The 24,942-nt window shown below is 71.2% G+C and carries 23 protein-coding genes; 12 read left to right on the forward strand and 11 right to left on the reverse strand.

Going from position 1 to position 24,942, the window contains the following annotated elements; genetic code table 11:
- Positions 1-1,215, forward strand: a complete 1,215-nt coding sequence (locus ACIRB1_RS19855) for an acyl-CoA dehydrogenase family protein (RefSeq protein WP_403466386.1) — start codon at positions 1-3, stop codon at positions 1,213-1,215.
- Between the two features lie 60 nt (positions 1,216-1,275).
- Here the strand turns inward: ACIRB1_RS19855 and ACIRB1_RS19860 are convergent, their stop codons facing one another.
- Positions 1,276-1,842 (reverse strand): hypothetical protein, encoded by a 567-nt coding sequence (locus ACIRB1_RS19860; RefSeq protein ID WP_403466387.1) that lies wholly within the window; start codon positions 1,840-1,842, stop codon positions 1,276-1,278.
- 186 nt (positions 1,843-2,028) lie between these two features.
- Here ACIRB1_RS19860 and ACIRB1_RS19865 point away from each other — a divergent pair, with 186 nt between their 5' ends.
- A complete protein-coding gene (locus ACIRB1_RS19865) occupies positions 2,029-4,023 on the forward strand; it encodes a sensor histidine kinase (RefSeq protein WP_403466388.1) in 1,995 nt (664 codons plus the stop codon).
- On the forward strand, positions 4,020-4,718 hold the full coding sequence (locus tag ACIRB1_RS19870) for a response regulator (protein ID WP_403466389.1): 699 nt from the start codon (positions 4,020-4,022) through the stop codon (positions 4,716-4,718). Before ACIRB1_RS19865 ends, ACIRB1_RS19870 begins: the two co-directional genes overlap by 4 nt.
- Positions 4,719-4,720: 2 nt before the next feature.
- Here the strand turns inward: ACIRB1_RS19870 and ACIRB1_RS19875 are convergent, their stop codons facing one another.
- Genes ACIRB1_RS19875 through ACIRB1_RS19885 form a run of 3 tightly spaced genes read right to left on the reverse strand, consistent with a single transcriptional unit; the run spans position 4,721 to position 7,769 of the window.
- Positions 4,721-5,314 carry a TetR/AcrR family transcriptional regulator gene (locus ACIRB1_RS19875; RefSeq protein ID WP_352180227.1) on the reverse strand — a complete coding sequence of 198 codons (594 nt, stop codon included), beginning with the start codon at positions 5,312-5,314 and terminating at the stop codon, positions 4,721-4,723.
- 26 nt (positions 5,315-5,340) lie between these two features.
- A complete protein-coding gene (locus tag ACIRB1_RS19880; RefSeq protein WP_403466390.1) occupies positions 5,341-7,008 on the reverse strand; it encodes a class I adenylate-forming enzyme family protein in 1,668 nt (555 codons plus the stop codon).
- On the reverse strand, positions 7,005-7,769 hold the full coding sequence (locus ACIRB1_RS19885) for an SDR family oxidoreductase (protein WP_352180225.1): 765 nt from the start codon (positions 7,767-7,769) through the stop codon (positions 7,005-7,007). Before ACIRB1_RS19885 ends, ACIRB1_RS19880 begins: the two co-directional genes overlap by 4 nt.
- Before the next feature lie 185 nt (positions 7,770-7,954).
- Here ACIRB1_RS19885 and ACIRB1_RS19890 point away from each other — a divergent pair, with 185 nt between their 5' ends.
- Positions 7,955-9,175 (forward strand): exo-beta-N-acetylmuramidase NamZ domain-containing protein, encoded by a 1,221-nt coding sequence (locus ACIRB1_RS19890; protein WP_403466391.1) that lies wholly within the window; start codon positions 7,955-7,957, stop codon positions 9,173-9,175.
- 81 nt (positions 9,176-9,256) lie between these two features.
- Positions 9,257-10,621, forward strand: coding sequence for a serine-threonine protein kinase (locus tag ACIRB1_RS19895; RefSeq protein WP_403466392.1), 1,365 nt, complete (start codon positions 9,257-9,259; stop codon positions 10,619-10,621).
- Here ACIRB1_RS19895 and ACIRB1_RS19900 read toward each other — a convergent pair.
- Entirely contained in the window at positions 10,610-13,408 is a 2,799-nt protein-coding gene (locus tag ACIRB1_RS19900) for a penicillin acylase family protein (protein WP_352180222.1), read from the reverse strand. The two genes, ACIRB1_RS19895 and ACIRB1_RS19900, sit on opposite strands and share 12 nt — an antisense overlap.
- A 222-nt stretch (positions 13,409-13,630) precedes the next feature.
- Between ACIRB1_RS19900 and ACIRB1_RS19905 the strand changes: the two genes are divergently transcribed.
- Complete coding sequence (locus ACIRB1_RS19905) at positions 13,631-14,233, forward strand: hypothetical protein (RefSeq protein ID WP_352180221.1); 603 nt, start codon at positions 13,631-13,633, stop codon at positions 14,231-14,233.
- A 145-nt stretch (positions 14,234-14,378) separates the two neighbouring features.
- On the opposite strand, the gene ACIRB1_RS19910 is transcribed toward ACIRB1_RS19905, so the two are convergent.
- A complete protein-coding gene (locus ACIRB1_RS19910) occupies positions 14,379-15,182 on the reverse strand; it encodes a G1 family glutamic endopeptidase (protein WP_403466393.1) in 804 nt (267 codons plus the stop codon).
- Positions 15,183-15,462: 280 nt separating this feature from the next.
- On the opposite strand from ACIRB1_RS19910, the gene ACIRB1_RS19915 reads away from it, so the two are divergent.
- From ACIRB1_RS19915 to ACIRB1_RS19925, 3 genes are all read left to right on the forward strand, one after another.
- Positions 15,463-16,479 carry a hypothetical protein gene (locus tag ACIRB1_RS19915; RefSeq protein WP_403466394.1) on the forward strand — a complete coding sequence of 339 codons (1,017 nt, stop codon included), beginning with the start codon at positions 15,463-15,465 and terminating at the stop codon, positions 16,477-16,479.
- 50 nt (positions 16,480-16,529) lie between these two features.
- Entirely contained in the window at positions 16,530-17,258 is a 729-nt protein-coding gene (locus tag ACIRB1_RS19920) for a 3-keto-5-aminohexanoate cleavage protein (RefSeq protein ID WP_403466395.1), read from the forward strand.
- A 119-nt stretch (positions 17,259-17,377) separates the two neighbouring features.
- A complete protein-coding gene (locus ACIRB1_RS19925) occupies positions 17,378-18,463 on the forward strand; it encodes an RNA ligase (ATP) (RefSeq protein ID WP_403466396.1) in 1,086 nt (361 codons plus the stop codon).
- Between the two features lie 52 nt (positions 18,464-18,515).
- On the opposite strand, the gene soxR is transcribed toward ACIRB1_RS19925, so the two are convergent.
- Positions 18,516-19,022: a redox-sensitive transcriptional activator SoxR gene (gene soxR / locus ACIRB1_RS19930; protein WP_403466397.1), complete on the reverse strand. Its 507-nt coding sequence runs from the start codon at positions 19,020-19,022 to the stop codon at positions 18,516-18,518.
- A gap of 125 nt (positions 19,023-19,147) precedes the next feature.
- Between soxR and ACIRB1_RS19935 the strand changes: the two genes are divergently transcribed.
- Positions 19,148-19,609 (forward strand): MaoC family dehydratase, encoded by a 462-nt coding sequence (locus ACIRB1_RS19935; RefSeq protein WP_352180215.1) that lies wholly within the window; start codon positions 19,148-19,150, stop codon positions 19,607-19,609.
- 27 nt (positions 19,610-19,636) lie between these two features.
- On the opposite strand, the gene ACIRB1_RS19940 is transcribed toward ACIRB1_RS19935, so the two are convergent.
- From ACIRB1_RS19940 to ACIRB1_RS19950, 3 genes are all read right to left on the reverse strand, one after another.
- Positions 19,637-20,260 (reverse strand): TetR/AcrR family transcriptional regulator, encoded by a 624-nt coding sequence (locus ACIRB1_RS19940; RefSeq protein WP_043681459.1) that lies wholly within the window; start codon positions 20,258-20,260, stop codon positions 19,637-19,639.
- Positions 20,261-20,333: 73 nt separating this feature from the next.
- Positions 20,334-20,579, reverse strand: a complete 246-nt coding sequence (locus ACIRB1_RS19945; RefSeq protein WP_352180214.1) for a YiaA/YiaB family inner membrane protein — start codon at positions 20,577-20,579, stop codon at positions 20,334-20,336.
- Positions 20,580-20,685: 106 nt separating this feature from the next.
- Entirely contained in the window at positions 20,686-21,837 is a 1,152-nt protein-coding gene (locus ACIRB1_RS19950; RefSeq protein ID WP_403466398.1) for an acyl-CoA dehydrogenase family protein, read from the reverse strand.
- Between the two features lie 93 nt (positions 21,838-21,930).
- Between ACIRB1_RS19950 and ACIRB1_RS19955 the strand changes: the two genes are divergently transcribed.
- Positions 21,931-22,569 carry a TetR/AcrR family transcriptional regulator C-terminal domain-containing protein gene (locus tag ACIRB1_RS19955; protein ID WP_390921477.1) on the forward strand — a complete coding sequence of 213 codons (639 nt, stop codon included), beginning with the start codon at positions 21,931-21,933 and terminating at the stop codon, positions 22,567-22,569.
- Between the two features lie 251 nt (positions 22,570-22,820).
- Positions 22,821-23,789 (forward strand): DMT family transporter, encoded by a 969-nt coding sequence (locus tag ACIRB1_RS19960; protein ID WP_403466399.1) that lies wholly within the window; start codon positions 22,821-22,823, stop codon positions 23,787-23,789.
- Positions 23,790-23,848: 59 nt separating this feature from the next.
- Here the strand turns inward: ACIRB1_RS19960 and ACIRB1_RS19965 are convergent, their stop codons facing one another.
- Positions 23,849-24,931, reverse strand: a complete 1,083-nt coding sequence (locus ACIRB1_RS19965; RefSeq protein WP_403466400.1) for a Zn-dependent alcohol dehydrogenase — start codon at positions 24,929-24,931, stop codon at positions 23,849-23,851.
- Positions 24,932-24,942: the final 11 nt, after the last annotated feature.

Below are 24,942 nucleotides of genomic sequence, written 5' to 3' on the forward strand. Positions count from 1 at the left end.
ATGGACTTCGCGTACGACGCACGCACCGAGGAACTGCGCGCCAAGCTCCTGGCCTTCATGGACGAGTACGTCTATCCGGCCGAGCCCGTCGCCGAGGAGCAGCGCGCCCGGCTCGCCTCGCCCTGGGACACCCCCGCCGTCGTAGGGGAGTTGAAGGCGGAGGCCCGCAGGCAGGGCCTGTGGAACCTCTTCCTGCCCGACGCCGAGTACGGCGGCGGCCTGACCAACCTCCAGTACGCGCCGCTCGCCGAAATCACCGGCCGTTCCCCGCACTTGGCGCCCACCGCGCTGAACTGCGCGGCGCCGGACACCGGCAACATGGAGGTGTTGCACCAGTTCGCCGACGAACAGCAGAAGAAGCAGTGGCTGGAGCCGCTGCTCGCCGGTGAGATCCGCTCGGCGTTCGCGATGACCGAGCCGGAGGTGGCCTCCTCGGACGCCACGAACATCACCACCCTCATCGAGCGGGACGGCGACGACTACGTCATCACCGGCCGCAAGTGGTACATCTCCGGGGCGATGAACCCGGACTGCAAGATCTTCATCGTGATGGGCAAGACGGACCCGGACGGCGCCGACCCGCGCCGCCAGCAGTCCATGGTCCTGGTCCCGCGCGACACCCCCGGTGTCACCGTCAAGCGGGCGATGCGGGTCTTCGGCTACGAGGACCACTCGCACGGCGGCCACGCCGAGGTCGTCTTCGACCACGCGCGGGTGCCGGTGACGAATCTGATCGGCGAGGAGGGCGGCGGCTTCGCCATCGCCCAGGCGCGGCTGGGTCCCGGCCGGATCCACCACTGCATGCGGCTGATCGGCATGGCCGAGCGGGCGATCGAGCTGATGTGTCAACGCGCCGTCTCCCGCGTCGCGTTCGGCAAGGCGCTGGCCCAGCAGGGCGTCGTCCACAACTGGATCGCGGACGCGCGGGTCGCCGTGGAGCAGCTGCGGCTGCTGGTCCTGAAGACGGCCTGGATGATGGACACCGTCGGCAACAAGGGTGCCCACACGGAGATCCAGGCCATCAAGATCGCCACGCCCCGCACGGTCGTCGGCATCCTCGACAAGGCGATCCAGCTGCACGGCGCGGGCGGGGTGAGCCAGGACTTCCCGCTGGCCGAGCTGTACGCGAGCGCCCGCACCCTGATGCTGGCCGACGGCCCGGACGAGGTGCACCAACGGTCACTGGCGCGCCGGGAGTTGAAGAAGTACCTGTAGGCATGTGCGGGGCTGGAAGGGTGGTCGCACCCTTCCAGCCCCGTTCCCCCGAGGTGATGGTCAGTTGGGCGTGCTCGCCCTCAGCGTCCAGCCCTCGCGGCAGGTGTGGCCGAAGGTGCCGATGTCGCAGCCCTCGACGGTGAAGACGTAGGCGCCGGTGTTCCGCTCCAGCACCCGGATCCGGCCGGACGTGCTGCCGCTGAACTCGCGCTGGGTGCCCCCGGGGTCGGAGGCGCTCGTCCAGCGGACCAGGAACGAGTCGTAGTGGTGCTCCGGGGCCGTCGTGCCCCAGTTGAAGTAGGCGTAGCCCCGGTCCTCCCACGCGGCGACGACCATGTTCGAGCCCTGGCGCGGCGACCAGGTGGCGGTGCCGTAGGTGAAGTACTGGCGCTTGCCGGCGTAGACGTTGTTCAGGTACACGTCCCGGGTGCCGCTGGTCGGGCAGCCCAGCCAGCCGCCGGCTCCGCCGAGCGCGCTCCAACGCTGGTAGATGTGGGGCTCGTTGACCGCGATGCCGCATCCGGCGCGGGTCGGTGTCTGCGCGGCGGCCGGTACCGCGGCCGTTCCGCCGAGGGCGAGCAGGGAGCCCAGGACAACGCCGGTCAGGCGTCGCTTCGTCGACAGCATGGTGTTTCCCCCGTTGGTTCCGGTCGGTCGGTCCGGCGGTGGGCCCGCCGTTCCGCTGCCCTGAGCATCGCGCCGCCGGGGGCCGGGAGTTGAGGGGAAGGCCTCGGGCGGCGCCGGGGACTTCTCCCGGGTGGACCAGGAAGCGTTCCCGGGACACCCGGGCTCCGCGCCCCCACGATGGGACACATGGACGACCGTGACGGCCGCACCCGGCTCCGCCCGACGACGGCGTACGTGCTGCTGGGGCTCGCGGCACTCCAAGTTGCCGTCGGGGCGGTCGCGTTGGCGGCGGCCGGGGTCTCCGCGGCGGATGTGATCCGCTACGACATGGTCGTCGACCTCGCGGTCGGCCTGGCCTATCCGGTCTGCGGCACGGTGATCGCGCTGCACCGGCCGCGCAACCCCATCGGCTGGCTGCTGATCGCGTACGGGCTCGGCCACGCCTTCACCGGGCTGTCGATCGGGCTGGCCGTCGAGGGCCTGCGGCTGGGCTGGTCACCGGAGTTGCTGCACGCGCTCACCACCGTGGGCCGCCACACCTGGATCTTCGGCAGCTCCACGGCGTTCGTGCTCGTGTTCTTCCTGTTCCCGGACGGCCACCTGCCCGACCGCCGCTGGCGCTGGGCCCTGGTCGCCCAACTCCTGTCCTCCCCGCTGGACTTCGCGATCTGGGCGCGCGACGACTGGGGACTGTTCCGCGGCACACCGGCCCAGCCGTCGTACCTTCCGGTGCCGGACGACTGGATGCCCGTCCTGCGCGACATCGAGACCGCGAAGGCCTGTCTGGTGCTGACCGCGGTGTTCGCGGTCATGTCCGTCCGCTACCGGCGCGGCGCCGAACAGGACCGCCGCCGGCTTCTGTGGCTGATCGCGGGAATGCTGCCGCTGGCGCTGAGCGTGGCCGTGCAGATCATGGGCTTCCCAGCGGTCTACACGTCCTGCTGCACCCTGTTCCTGCCGACCGCCATCATGATCGCCGTGGTCCGCGAGGAGCTGCTCGACATCCGCCTCGTCGTCTCCCGCAGCCTGCTCTACGGCGCGCTCACGATCGGCGTGGCCGTCGCCTACGCCGGTCTCGTCACCGTCCTCCAGGCTCTCCTCAACCCCGACCCCGCGCTGCTGGGACCGGCGTTGATCGCCGTCACCCTCGCCGCCGCCTTCGAACCCGCCCGCCGCCTCCTCCAGCGCATGGTCGACCACGCCCTGTACGGCGACCGGCACGACCCGGTGCGCGCGGTCTCCCGCATCGGCGAACGGCTGGCCGGCACCGGCGTCGACGCGGTCCCGGAGGCGGTCGGCGAGGCACTGCGGCTGCCGTACGTCTGCGTGGAGTCGAAGTCCGGGGTGACGGACGGGAGTTGGGGCGAACCGGGAGAACACATCCATGCCATACCGCTGGACTACGACGGCCGGACCGTGGGCGCGCTGGTGATCGGGCTGCGCCCCGGCGAACAGCAACCCGACACGGCCGACCTCGCGGTCCTGGAGCTGCTCGCCGTACCGCTGGCCGCCGCCCTGCACGCCACCGACCTCACCCGGCAGTTGCAGCACTCCCGCGAGCGCATCGTGGCCGCGCGCGAGGAGGAACGCCGCCGCATCCGCCGCGATCTGCACGACGGGCTCGGACCGACCCTCGCGGGGGCGGCCTTCCAGGCGGACGCCGTACGGAACCTGCTCACGTTCGATCCGGAGCGGGCGGCGGTACTGCTCACCGAGTTGCGGTCCGAGGTCGGCGGCGCGGTCGCGGAGGTGCGCCGCCTCGTGGATGGTCTACGGCCGCCGGACCTGGACCAGTTGGGGCTGCTGGGCGCGCTGCGGGAACGCGCGGTGCGGCTGTCCTGGCGGGCGGACGGCGTTCCGCTCCAGGTGCGGTTCGAGGCACCGGAGCGGCTGCCCGCGCTGCCCGCCGCGGTGGAGGTGGCCGCGTACCGCATCGCGATCGAGGCGCTGACCAACGCGGCCCGGCACGCCCGCGCCTCCCGGGTGGACCTGAGCATCGAGATCGGCGAGGGGCTGCGCCTGGAGGTGTGCGACGACGGATCGCCGGTGGACGAGGAGACCGCGTGGACACCGGGCGTGGGCATCACGTCGATGCAGGAGCGCGCGGCGGAGCTGGGCGGGCGGTGTGTGGCGGGGCAGGGGCGGGTGGTGGCGACGCTGCCGTTGGGAGAGGCGCTGTGACGGCACGGGAAGCCGGGAGCGAGGGCGCCGGGGACGAGCTGCGGGTCGTGCTCGCCGACGATCACCCGGTGGTCCGCACCGGGCTGGCCGCGCTCCTGGAGTCCGTGCGGGACGGGACCCCGCGCGTGCGGGTGGTCGGGGTCGCCGCGAGTGGCCGGGAGGCGGTGCGGGCGGCGGTGACCCTGCATCCGCATGTGGTGGTGATGGACATCCGGATGCCCGGCCTGAACGGCATCGAGGCGACCCGTGAGATCGGCCGGGTGGCGCCCGGGGTCGCCGTACTGATGCTCACGATGGTCGAGGAGGACGACTCGGTGTTCGCCGCGATGCGGGCGGGCGCCCTGGGCTATGTCCTCAAGGGCGCGGGCCAGGACGAGATCGTCCGGGCGATCCGGGCGGTGGCGGCGGGCGAGGCGATCTTCGGCCCCGGTGTCGCGAGGCGCGTGCTCGGCCACTTGAGCAGGCCCCCGGACCGCCCCGACCCCTGCCCGACCCTCACCCCACGCGAACGCGACGTCCTCGCCCTGATCGCCGCCGGCCAGCCCAACTCGACCGTGGCCGCCCGCCTGGGCCTGTCCCCGAAGACGGTCAGCAACCACATGTCGGCGGTCCTGGCCAAGCTGGGCGTCGCCGATCGCGCGGAGGCGGCGGCGTGGGCGCGGGAGGCGGGTCTGAGGCCGCCCTCCGAGCCGTAGGCCTACGGTCGCAGCGCCCGCAGCAGCAGATCCGCCAGGTGGTCGGCGACCTCCTGCGGGGTGAGCGGGCCGCCCGGGCGGTACCACGTCGACAGGTGGTGGACCGAGCCGAAGTGGTAGTCGACGACGAGGTCCGCCGGGGTCGCCGTGGAGAAGACGCCCTCGCGCTGGCCCTCCTCCACGAGTCCGCGGAAGCGCTCGTGGTAGCGGCGGCGCTCGGCGCGCACCTGCTTGTTCTTCTCCGGGCTCAGGTGGTGCATGGACCGGAAGAAGATCGACGCGTCGTCGAGGTTGTCGATCGTCGTCACCACGACGTCCGCCGCCGCGTCGCGCAAACGCTTCTCGACCGGCTCCTCGGCCGTCGCGAACACCTCCAGACGCTCCTGCTGGAGGCGCAGCACACGCGCGTACACCTCGTGCAGGAGGTCGTCCTTGGAGCCGAAGTAGTGGTAGAGCGCCCCCTTGGTGACGCCCGCGGCCTCGACGATCTCCTGCACCGAGGTGCGGTCGTAGCCCTGCTCGGCGAACAGCCTGGTGGCGGCGGCGAGGAGCCGCTGCGGGACAGGGGCCCCGTCTCCGTCGGTCGTCCTGGGCACTGCCGCCACCTGCCTTTTCTGACTGTTCACGCGCTGTCGTGCGACCGGGAACGCAGTTCCCGCCGGAGGATCTTCCCACTTGCCGTCTTCGGCAGGTCGGGCAGGATCTCCACCTGGCGCGGATATTTGTAGGCGGCCAGTCTCTCCTTGCAGTACACGGCGAGTTCATCCGGGTCGGTCTCGACGCCCGGCCGGAGGCTGATGTAGGCCTTCACGGTCTCGCCGCGATACCCGTCGGGCACCCCGACGACGGCTGCCTCGCGCACCGCCGGATGGGTGTACAGCACGTCCTCGACCTCGCGCGGCCACACCTTGAAGCCGGACGCGTTGATCATGTCCTTCTTGCGGTCGACGACGTACAGCCAGCCCTGCGGGTCCATGAACCCGATGTCGCCGGTGCGCAGCTCGCCGTCCGGGAAGGTCTCGGCGGTGGCCTCGGGGCGCCGCCAGTACCCGGGCACGACCTGCGGCCCGCGCACGACGATCTCGCCCTGTTCCCCGAAGGGCACCTCAGCGCCCTGGTCGTCGACGATCCGTACGACGGTGTCGGGCCCCGGCACGCCCACGGCCAGCGTCCCGGACGCCTGGTCGACGGGCGCCTCAAGGTCGGGCGGTACGGAGGCGCAGGGCGCGGTGCACTCGGTGAGGCCGTAGCCGTTGCGGATGTACGGCCCGAAGCCGGCCCGGAACTTCTCCACCAGCGCGGGCGGCACCGGGGCACCGCCGGAGGAGATGTTCCGGAAGGACGCGAAGTGGTCCGGGGTGACGGCCGGGTGCGCGGCGAGCGCCATGAAGGCGGTGGACGGGCCGACCGTGTAGTGCGGCCTGTGCTCGGCGAACGCGTCGAGGACGACCCCGCCCTCGAACCGGTACACCAGCACCAGCGAGCCCCCGCTGACGAGGGAGGCGGCGAGCTGGCAGACCATCCCGGTGATGTGGAACAGCGGCGCCATCGCGAAGTACACGGGCGCGTCCGGCAGCCCGAGCCCGGTGCGCTGCCGTTCGGCGTTGTACAGGATGTTGGCGTGGGTGTTGGTGGCGCCCTTGGGGGCACCGCTCGTCCCCGAGGTGTAACTGATCAACGCGATGTCCGCGGGCGCCGGTTCACGCCCGGCGGGCGCCTGGTGACCGGCCTGCGCGACGGCCACCAGGTCCTCGGCGTCGGCGGCCTGCGGGAGCCGCTCGAAGGTGAGCACGCGCGCGTCGTCGCGCGTCTGGAAATCCAGCTCGCAGGCGGTGAGCACGATCCGCACCGGGGACCCGGCGGCCGTCTCGCGCAGATACGACTCCCACGCGCGGTCGGTACAGATCAGCGCGGCCACCTCACCGTCCCGCAGGACATGGGTGACCTCCCCCGACTTGTACATCGGGTTGACGGGCACGACGATCGCGCCCGCCTTCCAGGCACCGAGCAGGGCGATCACGAAGTGCGGCGAGTTCTGGAGCAGCACGGCGACCCGGTCGCCGCGCTCCAGCCCGCGCGCGGCGAGATGCCCGGCGACGGAGTCGCTCAGCGCGTCGACCTCGCGGTAGCTGAGCCGCCCGTCGAAGTAGGTGAGAAAGGTGCTGTCGGGCGTCTCGCCGACCACCCGGCGCAGGGCGTGTACCAGGGAGTCGTCCGGGCTGACGGGTCCTCGCTGGGCCTCGTTGAGGAGTGCCACCCACGGCTTGGCGGCATACAGGGAGTCGGTCACTCTCCGGCCTCCCACTTCTGCTGGATGTGGTTCATGGTGGTCAGCCAGCGGTCCGGTTCGGCGGCCCTGGCCTGGTAGTAGCCCGCGACCTCGGGATGCGGCAGGATCAGGAACCGCTCCTCCGCGATCCCCTTCATCAGCGCGTCGGCGACGACGTCGGGCTCGATCGCGGTCGGCTGGAGCACCAGGTCACCCGCGCTGCCGGTGGCGGCCAGCATGTCGGTGCGCACCCCCTGGGGGCAGATCGCGTGGACCTTGATCCCCCGGTGGCGGTACGTCAACGACAGCCACTCGGCGAAGGCGTACGCCCCGTGCTTGGTGACGCTGTACGGCGCGGCCCCGATCATGGTGAGCAGCCCGGCCGCCGACACGGTCGACACGAACCGGCCGCCGCCCCGCTCCAGCCAGCCCGGGATCAGCGCCTCGGCGGCCCGCACATGAGCCATGACGTTGACGTCCCAGGCCTGCGCCCAGACGTCCTCACCGGCGGCTTCCGATCCGCCGGAGCCGACCCCGGCGTTGGCGCAGTAGACGTCGACGGTGCCACCGAGGGCGTCGCGGGCGTCACCGATGACGGCGGAGGCGTCCCCCGGTACGGCGACGGCCCCGATCTCGTCGGCGACGGCCTTGGCCCGGTCGCCATCGAGGTCGTTCACCACGACCCGGGCCCCTTCGGCGGCGAACCGCCGCGCGAGCGCGGCCCCGATGCCACCCCCGGCCCCCGTGACGACTACCCCGGCACCCTGAACGGCTTCCACCATCGGTCTCCTTCGACTGCGGCTCCACTGCCCGGCCAGACTAACCGGTCGGTATGTAACACCGGAAGGGCCGTCGCCCCGATCGGGGCACGGGGCCGTAGCGATCAGCGGCTCCGCCGCGCGAGCGCGACCGGCCGCATGCGGCCCGCACCCTGCCAACCCCGCGCGGCAACCCCTACCGTGCCGACATGCCCCTCACAAGACGAACCCTCCTGGCAGCGACCCCGGCGGCCACCCTCGCCCCCACGTCCCCCAGGCCACGCGCCTTCCACACCGGCTTCGAACAACTGGCCGCACACGACTACGCCCAGCTCGCAAACCAGCGCGTCGGCATCGTCACCAACCCCACCGGCGTCACCAGAGACGCCCACCACATCGTCGACGTGATGCACGCGGACCCGCACGTGGACCTGGTCGCGGTCTTCGGCCCGGAACACGGCTTCCGGGGCACCGCCCAGGCAGGTGGCTCCGAGGGCCACTACACCGACCCGGCAACCGAACTCCCGGTCTACGACACGTACTTGAAGAGCGGCCGGCCCCTCGCCGACATCTTCACCACCGCCGCCGTGGACACCGTCGTCTTCGACATCCAGGACGTGGGCGCCCGCTTCTACACGTACATCTGGACCCTCTACGACTGCATGGAGGCGGCCGGACTCGCCGGCAAACGCTTCGTCGTCCTGGACCGCCCCAACCCGGTGTCCGGCCGTTCGGCCCAAGGCCCGGTCCTGCACCGGGAGTTCGCGACCTTCGTGGGCAGACAGCCGATCGCCCAGGCCCACGGCATGACGGTCGCCGAGCTGGCCCGACTGTTCAACGGGGAGTTCCTGACGAAGCCGGTCCCCCTGGAGACCGTATTGATGACGGGCTGGAAGCGTGCGGAGTTCTACGACGCCTGGTCGCTTCCCTGGGTGCCGCCGAGCCCCAACATGCCGACGCCGGACACCGCGCTGGTGTACTCGGGGACGTGTCTCTTCGAGGGCACGAACCTGTCCGAGGGGCGCGGCACCACCCGCCCCTTCGAACTGCTCGGCGCGGAGGGCATCGACGGACGCTGGGCCGCGGCGGCGAATCAACTCGAGCTGCCCGGCGTGCACTTCAGGGAGGCCTACTTCGCCCCCACGTTCTCCAAGTTCGAGGGCAGGACGGTCGGCGGGGTCCAGATCCACGTCCACGACCGGGCCGCCTACGACCCCGTGCGTACCGGCATCGCGCTGCTGGTGACCGCCAAGAGGGTCTGGAGCGGCTTCGGTTGGCGCTCGGACAACTGGATCGACAAGCTCACCGGGTCCGCGCGGGTGCGGACGGCGATCGACGCGGGCGCGGGCACCGACGAGGTGGTGGCGGAGTGGCAGGAGGAGTTGAGGGCGTTCCGGCGGGTTCGAACTGAATATCTCCTCTACAAGTGAGTCGCGACGTATGGCCAATCTTCACCGGTAGCGGGACGATGCGCCCACATCGCACCACTTCGGGGACCAAGGGGGCCGGCCATGGCGGATCCGGCGATGAGTGTGAGCCCTTACTGGGAGTTGACCTTCGACGCGGACGGAGACGTGGACCAGGGAGAACGCGACCGACTGCTGCACGAGGTGCGGCAGCGCGGGGTGGAGGACCTGATCGTCTTCTCGCACGGGTGGAACAACCAACGCGCCGGCGCGACCCGGCTCTACAGCCGCTTCTTCGCGCCGATTCCACGCCTCGCACCGAAGGCGAGGCTCGGGTACGTGGGCGTCATCTGGCCATCCATGGAGTTTCCGGACCAGCCGATTCCGGATTTCGCGCGGACACCGGCGACCGTGGCCCGGCCGGTGACGCCTCCCGCCCTCGACGCCGACACCCGGCACGCGCTCCTCGACGCCTTCCCCGGCAACGCCCCGGTGATCGACCAGATCGCCCGGATGCTGGACCAACACCCGCCGCAGGAGGCGGAGTTGGAGGAGTTCGGGCGGCTGGTGCGGACGCTGGTGGAGGTGGTGGTGCCCGGCCCGCAGGCGCTGTTCGGCGCGGACACGCTGGCGGAGGGGGTGCCACAGTGCGAGCCCCGGATGTTCGCCGTGGGCTGTACGGCCGAGGTGTGCGGGCAGTTCGCGCAGGCGCTGGACCGGCTCACCGCGCCCGGATCCACCGGCCCGGTGGAGAAGTTCGCGTTGCCGAACCCGTGGAAGGGTGCGCGGGAGCTGTTGCGGCAGGCGGCGTACTACGCGATGAAGCGACGGGCGGGCACGGTCGGTGAGCGGGGGCTCGGCCCGGCGATCGGGCGGCTCGCGGCGGCGGCGCCGGAGGTCCGGGTGCATCTGGTGGGGCACAGTTTCGGCGGGCGCCTGGTGTCGTTCGCGCTGCGGGGGCTGCCCGAGGGGGTGCGCTCGGTGAAGTCGGTGACGCTGCTCCAAGGGGCCTTCTCCCACTACGCGTTCGCGGCCAGACTGCCGGAGGACGCGCGGAGCGGGGGTGTGCTGCAGGGGCAGCAGAACCGTGTCGACGGGCCGTTGGTGTGCTGCTACTCGCACTTCGACTCGGCGCTCGGCACGCTCTACCCGCTGGCCTCCCGGATGGCGGACGACGACTGCTCGTTCGCCGCCGACGACCTCGTCCGGGTGTTGGGCGACAAGTGGGGCGCGCTGGGCCACGACGGGGTGCGGGCGGTGCCCGGCACCCCGTCGCTGACCTTGGACGAAGCGCTCGGCTCAGCGCTGCCCGCGTCGGGTTGTGTGAACGTCGACGCGTGCGCGGTGGTCTGTCACGGCGCGGCCCCCACGGGGGCGCACGGCGACATCGTGCACCCGGAACTCGCCCGGGTGGTGCTGGCGGCGGGCCGGATCGGCCGGCCCGCCGCCGCGTCGGCGTCACCGGTGTGACGTGTACTCCACCACTTGCTGGAAGGTGGGCCGGTTCTGCCAACTGATGTTGGAGTGCTTGATGCCGCCCAGGGTGCGCTGGACGATCGAGTCGGCACACCACTGGTCACCCGCCGAGCACAGGCTGTCGCCCGGGTAGACCTGGGCCGCCGTCTGGCCGGCCGCGGTCTTCAGGGTGCTGATCAGGATGTCCCGGCAGGCGCTGAGGCTGCCGCCGCCGCAGTACTCCTGTGCGAGGCCGCCCTTCACGGTCTGTCCGAGCACCGCCCGGATGTCCTTGTCGACGTAGCTCCACCAGCCGTACTGGAAGGAGCTGCCGGCGTGGGCGCCGGTCGGGCCGTGCGCCGCCGACGGGGTCTCGTCGATGTAGAGGTTGTTGGTGAAGGCCGTGTACAGGTCGCTGCCGAGGCCCGGCTGGAACTCGGCCTGCACGAGGGCGGGCCACCACGCGTCCAGGATGCGGATCGCGTCGGCGTTGGCGTAGGTCTTCGAACCGGCCGACGTCTCGGTGCGCTTGGCGCCCGCCGTGACCCACGCGGAGAGCTTGCCGACCGCTGCCGCCGCGGTGGTGTCGGTCACCGTGGAGCTGTTGATGACCTGGAGGAGTTTCGGCAGCACGTCCTCGGCGCGCAGGTCTTCGAGGGAGGCGTCCGACATGGCCTTCACGAGCGAGGTTCTGGTGACACCGCCCGCCGCGACGAGTTTTTTGACGCGGTCGTCGAGCAGGTTGCCGCGGTGGACCGAGCCGTCGCCCCAGGAGGCGGTGGTGTAGTCGTCGGCCTGTTTGTTGTTCCAGGAGATGTAGTAGTCCTGGTCGATGGAGTTCGGGTGCTGCGAAGCCGGCGTGTAGTCGGCGGTGTTGGTGGCGGGGTCCCAGTTCTTCCACTCGTAGGCCGACTGCGCCCACACCGGGAACTCGGCGTCGACCCCGCTCGCGCGGACCGGGTTGTCACCGCTGTTGTAGTACGCGGTGTGCTGGGAGTCGGCGTAGAACCAGTTGAACGTGAAGTTGATGTGCTGCGCGGCGGTCTGGAAGGTCTGCGGACTCTTCACGTAGTCCGGGTCGTTGAGCATCTGGAAGCCGATGATCGAGTCGGCCTCGTGCATATAGGAGGAGCGCAGGGTCGTGTAGGCGACCTTTTTGCCGCCGACCGTGGCTCTGTATTCGACCGGCCCGTACTTCGTCTTCCAGACCTTCATGGTGTACGACCCGGCCGCGGTGCCGTCGGCGGTGGTCGGCTTCCAGGAGTTGGCCTGCTGGACCTCGTCCATGGCGGTGCAGGTGCCGCGGAAGAGGTAGTGGTAGTCGTCCTGGCAGAGTTCGACGGCGTAGGTGTCGATGATGTCCTGGCCGGACGTGGTCGCGCTCCACGAGTAGTCCTGGCCGCGCCCGAGTTCGACGTACATGCTCAGCCCCGCGAAGGAGGCGCCGCGGGCGCTGATGCCCGGGCCCTGGATCTCCTGGAGCATGAGCAACTGCGGGGCGAAGTAACCCGTTTGGGGCCCGAAGACGGCGATCGGGTGGCCGCTCGCGGTGTACTTGCCGCTCACCACCAGGGCGTTGGACATCCCGCGCTTGGCCGAGCTGAGGGTGGTGGTGGCCGCGGCCTTGGCGGCGGCGGTGGCGCTCGCGCCGGCTCCGGTGCCGGTGGCGTCGTAGACCAGTGGCTGCTGGACCACGGAGCCGGCGTCCGGCATCGCCGCGCCGACGGCGGTGGTGGGCTTGGTCGCGTACGGGAAGCTCTCGCCGTTGTGGACGGTGACCACGGCCTCGGGGTCGTTGCGTTCGCGGAACGACTCCCAGACCTTGGTGCCCTCCTCCACCCCGTACTTGGACTGGGCGGCTATCAGCGACAGCGCGTTGTTGACCTCGCCGCCGCCGCCGGAGCCGAAGAGCGTGCCGATCACGGAGGCGAGGGCGACCAGGTCGGTGATCTTGAAGTGGTCGATCGTGCCCGCGTTGGTGATCGAGTCCTTGTGGCCGGTGAGGACGTACTCGCCGGGGAAGTAGCGGCCGCTGTCCGAGGCGTCGATGTAGGCGTTGATGCCGGCCAGATAGGCGTTGGCGTCGGCGAGCGCCTGCTGGCCGCGGGCGCCGTTGTTGGCCACGGCGTTGTCGATCTGGGACTGAAGATCGGCCTCGGTGTAGGGGGCGTTGCGGTAGAACTCCTGCTCAAGGCCCTGGTTGGAGGCCGCGCCGCCCGCGAACGTGGTCAGCTGGCCGCGTCCGACGTGCCGGAAGACGTCCATCAGCCACAGCCGGTCCTCGGCGGCGGCGTATCCGGCGCCGTACTCGGTGCCGTAGCGCGTGGTGCCTGTGATGTGCGGCACACCGGTCTTCTTGTCGCGGACGATCGTGACATCGGTGCGGCCGCTCGGGCTCTCGGTCGAGGCGACCTGGTCGGAGGCGACGCCGAACGAGGCGTCGTTGAAGAAGTTGTTGATCTTCGCGTCGGTCAGCGTGGAGGCGCCGGTGGCCAGGTTGGCGTAGGGCCCGAGCTGGTCCTCGGCGTGCGCGGGCTGCACACCGAAGGCCTGGTTCAGCAGGATCTGGGCGAGGGTGGCGTTGCCGTTCTCGCCTGCCGGGAGGATGTCCGAGCACTGGCCGCCGCAGTAGTCGTTCGACGCGGTCACGGCCGACGGCGTCGCGGCCGAGGCCGTCCCCTGGGCAAGAGGAGACAAAAGGGCGGCAACGAGGGCGCATACGGATGCGGTCTTCAGGAACCCGGGGAATGTGCCGGGAGTTCTCAGTCTGTCGAGCAAGTTACGCGGGGTGCGCCGTGGCATGGCAGCTCCTACCGACAGGGGGTGGGGCCGGACGTTACCGCCGGTATCCCCGAGATTGAAGATGAACATGCGTCAAGTTTTGGATCGGGGCAAGTGGCTTATGGGGGGCATCGGAAATCGGATGGAGCCAAAACGCTTGTCGATACGTCTATTCGGCGACGTCCGTTCGACGACGCCGAGGTGACCGAAGTACAGGTGCAGGTGTGACGGAGGTGCAGGGCGATGGCCGGTTTCCGGAGTCTGGCGAGACAGGTGCGAGACCCTCGGTGCGATCTGGCGCTTCGGCGCTACTCGCTGCGCAAGTGCCTTGAGCGGTTCGCCCCTTATGGGCACAGGGCGACCTGGGACCACTTGTGCTCCCGGGCCGGGTTCGGACCCGAGGACCGCTCCCCCGACCCGGCGCGGCTCGTGGCCGCACTGGACGAACTGGAGGAAGCGCGCAAGGTCTGGCTCGCCTACGAGGTCGAATTCGCCGAGCGCCGCAAGAAGGAGAAGCACGACGGGCTCCGCCGCCCGGGCACCGTGGACGACTGGCACCGGCTGACCTGGGGCGGCTTCGGCGTCGCCTGGTGCGACGACCCACGCCTCCACCCCCATGAACCACTCGCCGAGGTGCTGCGCCGGCTGATCGCCGCCCTGGAGCGCGAACCGGGTTCCGTGTGCCCGGTCTGCGCCGGGGAGCGCCTCCAGTGGAAGTACGACCTGGCCCACGAACCCTCCTCGGGCCCGGTCTGCACGGACTGCGGCATCGTCGTACCGCGTCCGGTGCTCACGCCCGAGGCACTGGCGTACGCCAGGCGCGGACGGCTGCTCATGTCCGCGTGAACCGGACGAATCGAGGAAGGGCGCCAGGGGTGCGCCGGGGATGCCGCACCCCTTTACACGTCAGCCGCTTCGCGCTTGCCGGTGCAACGACGGAGGCTGCCGACGGCGTTCCGTCGACAGCCCCCCGACCAGCGCGCCGCAGGCGTCAGCTGGCCTTCCAGACGTCGGCGAAGCTGCCGCCGGAGATCGAGCCCGGCTGAGCCCGCACGGCGGAGCTGCCGCTCTTCGTCATGACGATCTCGTTCGGCGCGTAGGTGTCCAGGTTGCTGCCGTTCGCCTTGGCGCCGGTGAAGTTCACGGTGCCGAAGTTGGCGAGGCTCGCGACCGAGCCGCCGACCTCGGGGGCCTCGGCGATGACCTCGGCGGAGGCGTTCTTGAAGCCGGACGAGCCGGCGTGCGTGGTGGTCTTCGTCCAGCCCTCGGTGGAGTCGGCGAGGGTCATGGTGAAGGTCGAGCCGGAGTAGGTCACCGTCGCGGTGAACTTGTCGCCGCCCTTGACCGTGACACCGGAGTACGCGCTCTCGGAGGCGGGCAGCACCTCCCACCAGGCGCCGTAGGTCGCCTTGCCGCCGATGCAGTCGGCTTCCGTACCGGTCTGCTCCAGCGCGGAGTTGCTGTACCCGTCGAGTCCGACCCAGAACGAGGAGTACGTGGTGGCCGAGGAGCAGCTGACGCTCGGCTGGGTCCAGGACGAGGTGACCGAGGTGTACGCGCCGGTCGAGCCGGTGGCCGCGTAGCCGGACCAGTTGGTGGAGGAGACGGTGGCGTTGACCTTGCCGGACCGCGCGAGCCCGTGCAGTGCGTGACTCTCGTGGCTCGCTATGGCCTGGGTGAGCTGCGCCGGGGTGTGCGCGGTGCTCGGGGCGGCCGCGAGCGCGGGCGTCGCGAGCGAGGCGGTGAGGGCGGCGGCGCTGACGAGAACGAACCCGGCGGAAGATCTCGGGGACATGACTCTCCGTCATTCGAGGGGGTGGGGGGCTGCCGTGGCGGCAGTGCACAGCAGCTTCCGCGAGCCCTCATGTGCATGGCAAGACAGACAAGTTCCTTCAGTCTTGCGGGTATTGGCGGCGCAACACCCGGGAAATCTCACAGGTTCGTTCACGGTTGATCAATCACCGGGCAAGACTGGCCAAACTTCAGGCCAACGCCCTTCCGCCCCACGACACCCTTGACTTGAGCTGGAGTACGTGACTTCCAGACCGGGGTACGTGCGGACGAGACCGGAGAGCGTGGCACCTTCGAGACGGGGGTACGCGCCGCCCGGACCGGGGTACGCGGGCTCCGGACCGGATGACGCGCCGCCGCCGACCGGGCCGGAGGACTCCGCGTCCGGCACCGGGGCGATGCCCTTCCACGAGGCACTGCGGGCGGCCATCGCGGCGAGTGGGCTCAGTCTGGACCGGATTCAGGACCGGCTGCTGCGCCGGGGCACCCCGGTGGCGTCGGCGACGCTCAGTTCCTGGCAGTCCGGGCGCTACCAGCCCGAGCGGCAACGGTCGTTGGCCGCACTCGCCGTGCTCGAAGACGTCCTACGGCTGCCGCCCGGGGCGCTGGCCGGGCTGCTGGGGCCGCCCCGGCCGCGCGGGCGCTGGCTGCCGCCGGACGGTGATCACCCCGATCTCGCCCGGGCCTGGTCGGACCACCACGACCTCACCGCCGCCCTCGCCGCGCTCGACACTCGCTGGGACGACAGCCTGACCCGGCTCAGCTGTCACAACCGGGTGGACGTGGACGCCGACCGCCGTGTCCGCTCGATGACCAGCCGGCGGGTGCTGCGCGCCGAGGCGGACGGCGCGGACCGGTGGATCGCCGTGTACCGCCTCGACGCACCCGGCCCCGGCCCGCTGCCCCGCTTCCGCCTGGCGGCACCGGCGCGGCTCGGCACGGTCGTCGAAATCCCCGAAGAGGGGCTGGTGGCGGCCGAGTTGCTCTTCGACAGCCCCCTGGCACGCGGTGAGACCGTGATCGTCGACTACACCGTCGAGCATCGTGACCCGCGCCCCTGCTCCCAGCGCGCCGAGACCACCATTCACGTCCCGATGCGCGAACACCTCCTTGAGGTCCGCTTCGCCAAGGAGTGCCTGCCGCGCACGTGTTACTCCTTCCGCACGAACAGCCTCGATCCCCGGCACCGCGCCGGGCGACCGCGCGAACAACGGCTCCGGGTCGACGCGTCGGGCTCGGTGCACGCGGTGGCGTTGGGGGCGGGGCCCTGCCGGGTGGGGATTCGGTGGGTGTGGGGGTGAGGAGACCCGGTCGCGGGGCGGTTGTCAGTGGCGGGTGACACCATCGGGGCATGGTGCAGGTCTGTCTCAACGGGGCCCGTGGGGCCACCGACGGCTGGATGGTGCCGGTCTCGCCCGGGGCGTTGGCCGACGCCGCGGTGGAGGCCGTCGCGGCGGGGGCCACGGATGTCCACCTTCATCCCAAGACCCCTTGCGGACATGACACGTTGTCGCCGAGGGTCCTCGCGGTGACGCTGGAGGCGATCCGTGCGCGGGTGTCGGTCCCGATCGGCGTGACCACGGGCGCGTGGGCTGAACCGGACCCGGCGGCGCGGGCCGAGCGGGTGCGTGGGTGGACGGTCCTCCCCGACCACGCGTCGGTCAACTGGCACGAGCCGGGCGCGGAGGAGGTCGCGACGGCCTTGCTGGACCGGGGTGTCGGTGTGGAGGCGGGCATCTGGTCCGGCACGGAGGGCGCCACCCGGTTCGCCGTGTCACCGCTCCGTCCGAAGGTGCTGCGGGTACTCGCGGAGGTGACCGACCCGGCCGCGGACACGGCGGAGGCGTCCGCGCGGGCGCTGCTCTCCGCTCTCGGCGACGCCCACGGGCACCCGGTACTGCTCCACGGCGAGGACGGCGGCGCCTGGCCGGTGCTCCGCCTCGCGGCCCGCCTGGGCCTCGCCACCCGCATCGGCCTGGAGGACACCCTGCTCCTCCCGACCGGCGAACGGGCCCGGTCCAACGCCCAGTTGGTGACCGAGGGGCTGGCTCAGTACAGGGCGGCCCGGCGCTCGTCGTAGGGCAGGGAGAGGAGTTCGGCACCGCCGAAGCTAGCAGCCGCTAATTCGGTCGCTCCACCCCTTTTGGCTCAGGACAGTTGAGGGCGATGAAACCCGGTTGAGGAACCCGAGGAGTCCCGATGTCGACGCTGCGTGTCACCGCGGAAGTGCTGACCGTGCATGAGCACCCGAACGCCGATGCCCTTGAGCTGGCCCAGGTCGGGCTGTACCGGGCCGTGGTCGCCAAGGGTGCGTTCCGTACCGGCGAGACCGCCGTCTACATCCCCGAACAGGCCGTGCTGCCGGTCGAGTTGATCGAGGAGCTGGGGCTCACCGGGCGCCTCGCGGGAAGCACGCACGACCGGGTCAGGGCGGTGCGGCTGCGCGGTGAACTGTCGCAGGGCATCGTGTGCCGGCCCAAGGCCCTCGCCGACGTCGACCTGGCCCGGGCCGCCCTGGACGGCACCGACTTCGCGGAGCGGCTCGGCATCGTCAAGTGGGTGCCGCCGATCCCGCCCACGATGGACGGCGACGTGGAGCACGCGCCCGATCTGCTGCCCTGGGTGGACATCGAGAACATCCAGCGGTTTCCCGGGATCTTCGAACCGGGCGAGGATGTGGTCCTGACCGAGAAACTCCACGGCTCCGCCTGCCTGTTGACCTACTTCGCCGAGCACGAGGGCGGAGACGGGGGCGGTCGCGTGCAGGTCTGCTCCAAGGGCTTCGGCGCCAAGTCCCTCGCCCTGAAGGAAGATCCGCGCAACCTGTACTGGCGAGCGGTCCGCGGCCACGGCGTCCCCGAGGCCGCCGCCCGCCTCGCCGAACGGCTCGGCGCCCGCCGGGTCGGCATCTTCGGCGAGGTCTTCGGCGCGGGCGTACAGGACCTGACCTACGGCGCCGATGGCCGCCGCGAGACGCTCGGCTATGCCGTGTTCGACGTGTCCGCCGAGATCGACGGGGTCGTGCGGTGGCTGGACGCCGCCCAACTCCTCGACGGGGAGCTGCCGTTGGTACCCCGGCTGTACGAGGGGCCGTACGACGTCGAGCGGGTGCTGGAGGTCGCGAGCGGGCGGGAGACCGTGTCCGGGCGCGGGCTGCATCTGCGCGAGGGGGTCGTGATCCGTCCGGCGGCGGAGCGCTACAGCGCGGTGACCGGCGGCCGGGCGATCGCCAAGGCGGTCAGCCCCGCGTATCTCACGCGGAAGGGCGGCACCGAGTACGAGTGACCGCCGCCGTCCTCAGCCGCACGCCTCGGGCACCGGGTCCCGGTCCAGGGTTCTAGTCCTGGTCCAGGTCCTCGTCCCGGGGCGTGCGGCCCGTTCCGCGCTCCCCCCGTTCCGTCATCAGCCGCGAACCCGCGCCCCGCTCGCCCACCACGTCGTCCGGGTTGGACAGCACGCAGGCCGACAGGGACAGACAGCCGCAGCCGATGCAGTCGGTGAGGTGGTCGCGGAGGCGGTTGAGCTGCTTGATGCGCTCGTCGAGTTCGGAACGCCAGGCCTCGGAAAGGCGCGCCCAGTCCTCGCGGGTCGGGGTGCGCTCCTCGGGGAGTTCCGCGAGCGCCTCGCGGATCGTGGCCAGCGGGATGCCGACGCGCTGCGCGGCCCGCACGAAGGCGACCCGGCGCAGGGTGTCACGGGTGTACCGGCGCTGGTTGCCCGTGGTGCGGCTGCTGCTGATCAGGCCCTTGGCCTCGTAGAAGTGCAGCGCGGAGACGGCGGCTCCGCTGCGTGCGGCGAGTTGGCCGACCGTCAGCTCGTGGATCTTCATCGGGATCTGAGGCACCCGTCAGAGCCTACCCACCGCGTCACACCCGTGGTCCGTTGACAGGGACCCCGGAGCCGACCATGCTAAGCAGTTGCTTAGGTATGTGATGGCGTGCTGGATGACGTGAGAGGCCGGGACAGGACATGGCAGAGCCGAGGATCTTCACCTCCGTCGACGACCTGCGGGCGGCGGTCGGTGAGCAGTTGGGGCACACCGACTGGCTGGAGATCGACCAGAAGCGGATCGACCTGTTCGCGGAGGCGACGGGCGACCACCAGTGGATCCACGTGGACCCGGAGAAGGCGGCGGCCGGCCCCTTCAAGACCACCATCGCGCACGGCTACCTCACCCTGTCGCTGCTCCCGCTCTTCGGCCCACAGCTGATCAAGGTCGAGGGCGTGCGGATGGGCGTCAACTACGGGACGAACAAGGTCCGTTTCCCCGCCCCGGTCCCGGTCGACTCCCGGCTGCGCGCCACCGCGACGATCACCGGCGTGGACGACGTGCCGGGCGGCGTCCAGGTGACCGTCGCGTTCACCGTGGAGCGCGAGGGCGGCGACAAGCCGGTGTGCGTGGCCGAGTCGGTGTCGCGCTACTACCTCTGACCGAGACCGCCTCCCCCGGTACGGAAGCTACTTGGACCCCACCATCCGGAGCACGAGGTCGGCGTAGAGCGCGCCGACCTCGTCCGGTGTCCGGGGGCCGTCGAGGCTGAACCAGCGGGCCACGTCGATGCACAGCGACAGGATCGCGAGGGTGGTGCCCTTCACGTCGGGCACGTCGAAGGAGCCGTCGGCCACCCCGTCCTCGACGATCCCGCGCACCTCGGCGTCGACCTGCCGGCGCAGCGCCAGGATCTCGGCGCGGGCGTCCGGGCCGAGCGAGTCGAGTTCGTACTGCACGACCCGCGCGGTGGTGCGCCCGCCCGCGTGCCAGCGCACGAAGGAGCTGACGGCGTCCGCGAGCCGCTCGGCGGCGCTGCCCTCTCGCCCCGCCGCCGTCCGCAGGATGTCGAGGGCCTTCTCGTGGCCGATCCTGCTGATCCGGTGGAGCAGCTCTTCCTTGGTCTTGTAGTGGATGTAGAGCGCGGCCGGGCTCATGCCGGCGCGGCCCGCGATGTCCCGGGTGGTCGTCGCGTGGTAGCCGCGCTCGGCGAAGGCCTCCACGGCGGCGATCAGCAGCCGCCGGGCCGCGTCGGGCGTGACCTCTGCCCAGGCCTGCGGGTCGCCCGCGGTCGTCTCCTCCGCCGTACTCATCGCTCGTGAACCCCTCTCGATGACAAGGGGTCCACCATACCGCCGAACCTGAGCGAGCGCTTAGTCTCCCCGCTCAGAGCTTCTCGAACGGGTTGTAGGCGGTACGCGACGCATCCTGCCGGTCCCGGATCACCTTGGCGAGGGTGAAGGAGGACGTGACGAGATACAGGACGGCGATCGCGAGGAAGGCCCGTACCCAGGCGTCGGCGTGCAGCTTGAAGATGCCGATGGCGGTCGCCGCGATGGCGACGGAGAAGGACGCGACGGCCTGGCCGTAGAAGGCGGCCGTGTTCTGCGGTTTGCCCGATGCTTCACTCATGGGGACAGCATCGGGCGCCACGGCCCCCACGGCATCCGTGCGGATACTCAACTCACGTACTCAGAACCGGCCTTCAGCGGGAAGCCGAAGGTGGGACGAGCGGCCCTCAGAACGCCGAGACGCCCGTCAGCGCGCGTCCGATGAGGAGTTTCTGGATCTGGCTGGTGCCCTCGTAGAGGGTCATCACGCGGGCGTCGCGCAGCAGCTTGCCCGCCGGGTACTCGTCGATGTAGCCGTAGCCGCCGAAGACCTGGAGCGCGTTGTTGGCGGCGCGCACGGCGGCCTCCGAGGCGAAGAGCTTGGCCTTGGAGGACTCGGTGGCGAAGGGCAGCCCCCGGTCGATGAGGTCGGCGACGCGCCAGGTCAGCAGGCGGGCCGCGTCCACGTCGACGGCGATGTCGCTGATCAGTTCCTGGACGAGCTGGTGCTGCGCGATGGGCTTGCCGAACTGCTCGCGCTCCCCGGCGTAGCGGAGCGCCACGTCGAGCGCGGCCTGGGCGATGCCGACACAGCCCGCCGCGACCGACATCCGGCCCTTGGCCAGCGCCGACATGGCGACCGAGAAACCCTTGCCCTCGGGGGCGAGCATCGCGGAGGCGGGCACGCGCACGTCCTCCAGGACGATCTCGGCGGTGGCCTGGCCGCGCAGGCCGAGCTTGCCGTGGATGGTGCGGCGGGTCAGGCCGGGGGTGTCGGCCGGGACGAGGAACGCGGAGACGCCCTTGTGTCCGGGGGCGTCGGTCGAACGCGCGAAGAGGAGGACCACGTCGGCCCAGGTGCCGTTCGTGATGAACATCTTGGTGCCGTTGACGACGTAGTCGTCGCCGTCGCGGACCGCCCGGGTGGTGAGGTTGCCGGCGTCGGAACCCGTGCCCGGCTCGGTGAGGCCGAAGCAGCCGACGTACTCGCCGGAGGTGAGGCCGGGAAGCCAGCGCCGCTTCTGCTCCTCGTTCCCCCAGGCCGCGATCGACTTCGCGACGAGGCCCAGCGAGACGGAGACGATGCCGCGCACGGAGGAGTCGCCCCGGCCGAGTTCCTCGGTGACCAGGCAGTACGCGAGGTGGTCGCCGCCCGAGCCGCCGTACTCCTCGTCGATGGTCAGGCCCAGGAAGCCGACTCCGCCGAGCTTCTTGACGATCGAGCGGTCGATTTCCTCGGCGCGGTCCCAGGCGATGACGTGCGGGGCGATCTCGCGGTTCACGAAGTCCTCGGCGAGCCGCCGTACGGCCTCCTGCTCCTCGCTCAGTCCCAGGTTCATTGCGCGTCACCCCAAGTGGAAGGCCGTACATCGACTGCTGCACATTTAAATTAGCACTGCTAGTTTCGCTCTCGCAGCCCTACTATGTGCGGCATGGCCCGACCGCGCAAGCCCCTTCTCAGTACCGACCGGATCGTCGAGACGGCGCGGGTACTGGTGGACGCGGAGGGCCTCGCGGCCGTGTCCACGCGGCGGCTCGCCGCGGAGCTGGGCGTGAGTGGCCCCTCGCTCTACAACCACTTCCGCACGAAGGACCAGATCCTGGAGGCGGTCGCCGACTCGGTCAGCGCGCAGGTCGATCTGTCGATGTTCTCGGACGGGCGGGACTGGCGTACGGCGCTGCACGACTGGGCCGTGTCCTACCGGTCCGCCTTGCGTGACCATCCGAACATCGTGCCTGTGCTGGCGACCGGGCCGGGGCGGCGGCCGGCGGGGCTGCGGCTCGCCGACGCGGTCTACGGCGCGATGGTCGATGCCGGGTGGCCCGCGGCTCAGGCCACGTCGATCGGGGCGTTGATGCGGTACTTCATCATGGGGTCGGCGCTGGGGTCGTTCGCCGGGGGGTTCGTGGACGACGAGAGTGCGTACGATCCCGCGGACTATCCGCATCTCGGGCAGGCGCATCTGCTGGCCGAGCAGCAGGAGAAGGTCGATGAGCGGGCGTTCGAGGTGGGGCTCGCGGCGTTGCTGGACGGGTTGGCGAGGCAGTTCGATGAGGTGGTCGGGGGGTAGGGGGGCAGGCGCCGGCTATGGGGGTGGGGGGTTCTGTGAGATGCCGGGTGCGCGAGCGTCGTGGCCGGTCGCGCAGTTCCCCGCGCCCCTGGGAGGTTCGCGTGGGGCGCGCTCCGAAGGGGCGCGGGGAACTGCGCGACCAGCCACCGCCCACCTGCACCCGGCATCTCACAGAACCCCCACCCCCTGCCCCGACGATGGCGTCCGATTTCCGCCAGCGGTGCCGCTCTTCCGCCGTCTAGCCTCATGGCATGACGAACCCCCTCCGCCGTCCCGAACGGGCAGCCGCAGCCGCAGCGGTCGTCACCGTCGTGCTCTGGGCGTCCGCGTTCGTGTCCATCCGCAGCGCGGGATCCGCCTATTCGCCGGGCGCGCTCGCCCTGGGCCGGTTGGCCGGCGGAGCGCTGGCGCTGGGCGTGATCTCTCTCGTACGACGGGCAGGCGTGCCGCCCCGGTCCGCGTGGCGCGGGATCGCGGTCTCGGGCGTGCTGTGGTTCGGGTTCTACATGGTCGTCCTGAACTGGGGCGAGCAGCAGGTCGACGCCGGCACCGCCGCCCTCGTCGTCAACATCGGGCCGATCCTCATCGCCCTGCTCGGCTCCCGGCTGCTCGGAGACGCGATGCCGCCGCGGCTGCTCGCGGGGATGGCGGTGTCGTTCGCCGGCGCGGTGACGGTGGGGCTTTCCATGTCGGGCGAGGGCGGTTCGTCCGTGCTGGGTGTGGTGCTGTGTCTGCTCGCCGCGGTCGCGTACGCCGGTGGGGTCGTCGCCCAGAAGCCGGCCCTGGCGCGGGCGAGCGCCCTTCAGGTGACGACGTTCGGGTGTCTCGTCGGGGCGGTGATGTGCCTGCCGTTCGCCGGACAGCTGGTCGAGCAGGCCGCCGACGCACCCGTCTCCGCCACCCTCAACATGGTCTACCTGGGCGTCTTCCCGACCGCGCTCGCCTTCACGACCTGGGCCTACGCCCTCGCCCGGACCACCGCAGGCAAGATGGGCGCGACCACATACGCGGTGCCCGCGCTGGTCGTCCTGATGTCGTGGCTGCTGCTGGGCGAGGTGCCGGGTCTCCTCACGCTGGCAGGTGGCGTGCTGTGCCTGGCGGGCGTGGCGGTGTCGCGGTCCCGGGCGCGGAACGCGGGGGCCGTGAGCGGTACGGGTGCGGCGGCGGCTCCGGTGGTCGCGGTCGAGCCGCCGCCCGAGGAAGCGCCCGTCGGAAAGTGACCGGCGCTCCCGGCCGCCCTGCGCTGGAGACGGCCACCCTGCGCTACCGGCGGCCGGCCTCAGAAGATGACCAGGGCCCGTCCGCCCTTCCCCGCCACCATGTTCTCGAACGCCCCCGGAATCCCGTCCAGCGCGATCCGTTCCGTCACCAGCGAGCCGAGGTCCAGCCGTCCGGCCCTGACGTGTTCGGCGAGCACCGGAACGTCCTTCGCCGGGTCCGAGTTGCCGTAGACGCAGCCGCTCAACGTGCGTCCCCAGTGGAAGAGTTCGAGGGCATTGAAGGTGACCTGCTGGTCCTTGCCACCGATGCCGACGACTGTCGTACGGCCGCCTCGGCGGGTGGATTCCCAGGCGGTACGGATGGTGACCGCGCGGCCCACACACTCGACGGCGACGTCGACACCCTGTTTTCCGGTGAGGGTGCGGATCTCGCGGGCGGTGTTCTCGGAGGCGACCACGTAGTCCGTCGCCCCGGCCGCGCGGGCCAACTCCTCCTTCTCCGGGGAGACATCGACCGCGACGATCGTCGTGGCGCCCGCGATCCGGGCGGACTGAAGGGTCGCCAGGCCCACTCCGCCGACGCCGAAGACGGCCACCGTCTCGCCCTCCCGGACCTGTGCCGAGTGGTGGATCGCGCCGTAGCCGGTGAGGACCGCGCAGCCGAGGAGGGCCGCGTCCGTCAGCGGGATGCCCTCCGGGAGCGGCAGGACACAGGACGCCGCTACGACCGTCTCCTCGGCGAACGCGGCCACGTTCAGGCCGGGGTGGAGGTCGCTGCCGTCGGAGCTGCGGCGGGCGTGGACATCGGCGGCGCCGTTGAGCGCGTTGGCGCAGAGCCAGACCTCGCCCAGCGTGCAGGCGTGGCAAGTGCCGCAGGACGGGGCCCAGTTGAGGATGACCGAGTCGCCGGGTGCGACATGCGTGACGCCCTCCCCCACGGCCATGACCGTGCCCGCGCCCTCGTGGCCGAGGACCGCCGGGACGGGCACGCGCATGGTGCCGTTGCTGAGGGACAGGTCGGAGTGGCAGACCCCGGCGGCGGCGAGACGGACGCGGACCTGGCCGAGGCCGGGGTCCGGGAGGTCGATCTCGGCGATCTCCAACGGGGCGCCCACGGCGGGCAGTACGGCGGCGCGGACCATGTGAGGCCTCC

It is taken from the genome of Streptomyces sp. NPDC096013 (assembly GCF_044763565.1).
GTDB lineage: Bacteria > Actinomycetota > Actinomycetes > Streptomycetales > Streptomycetaceae > Streptomyces.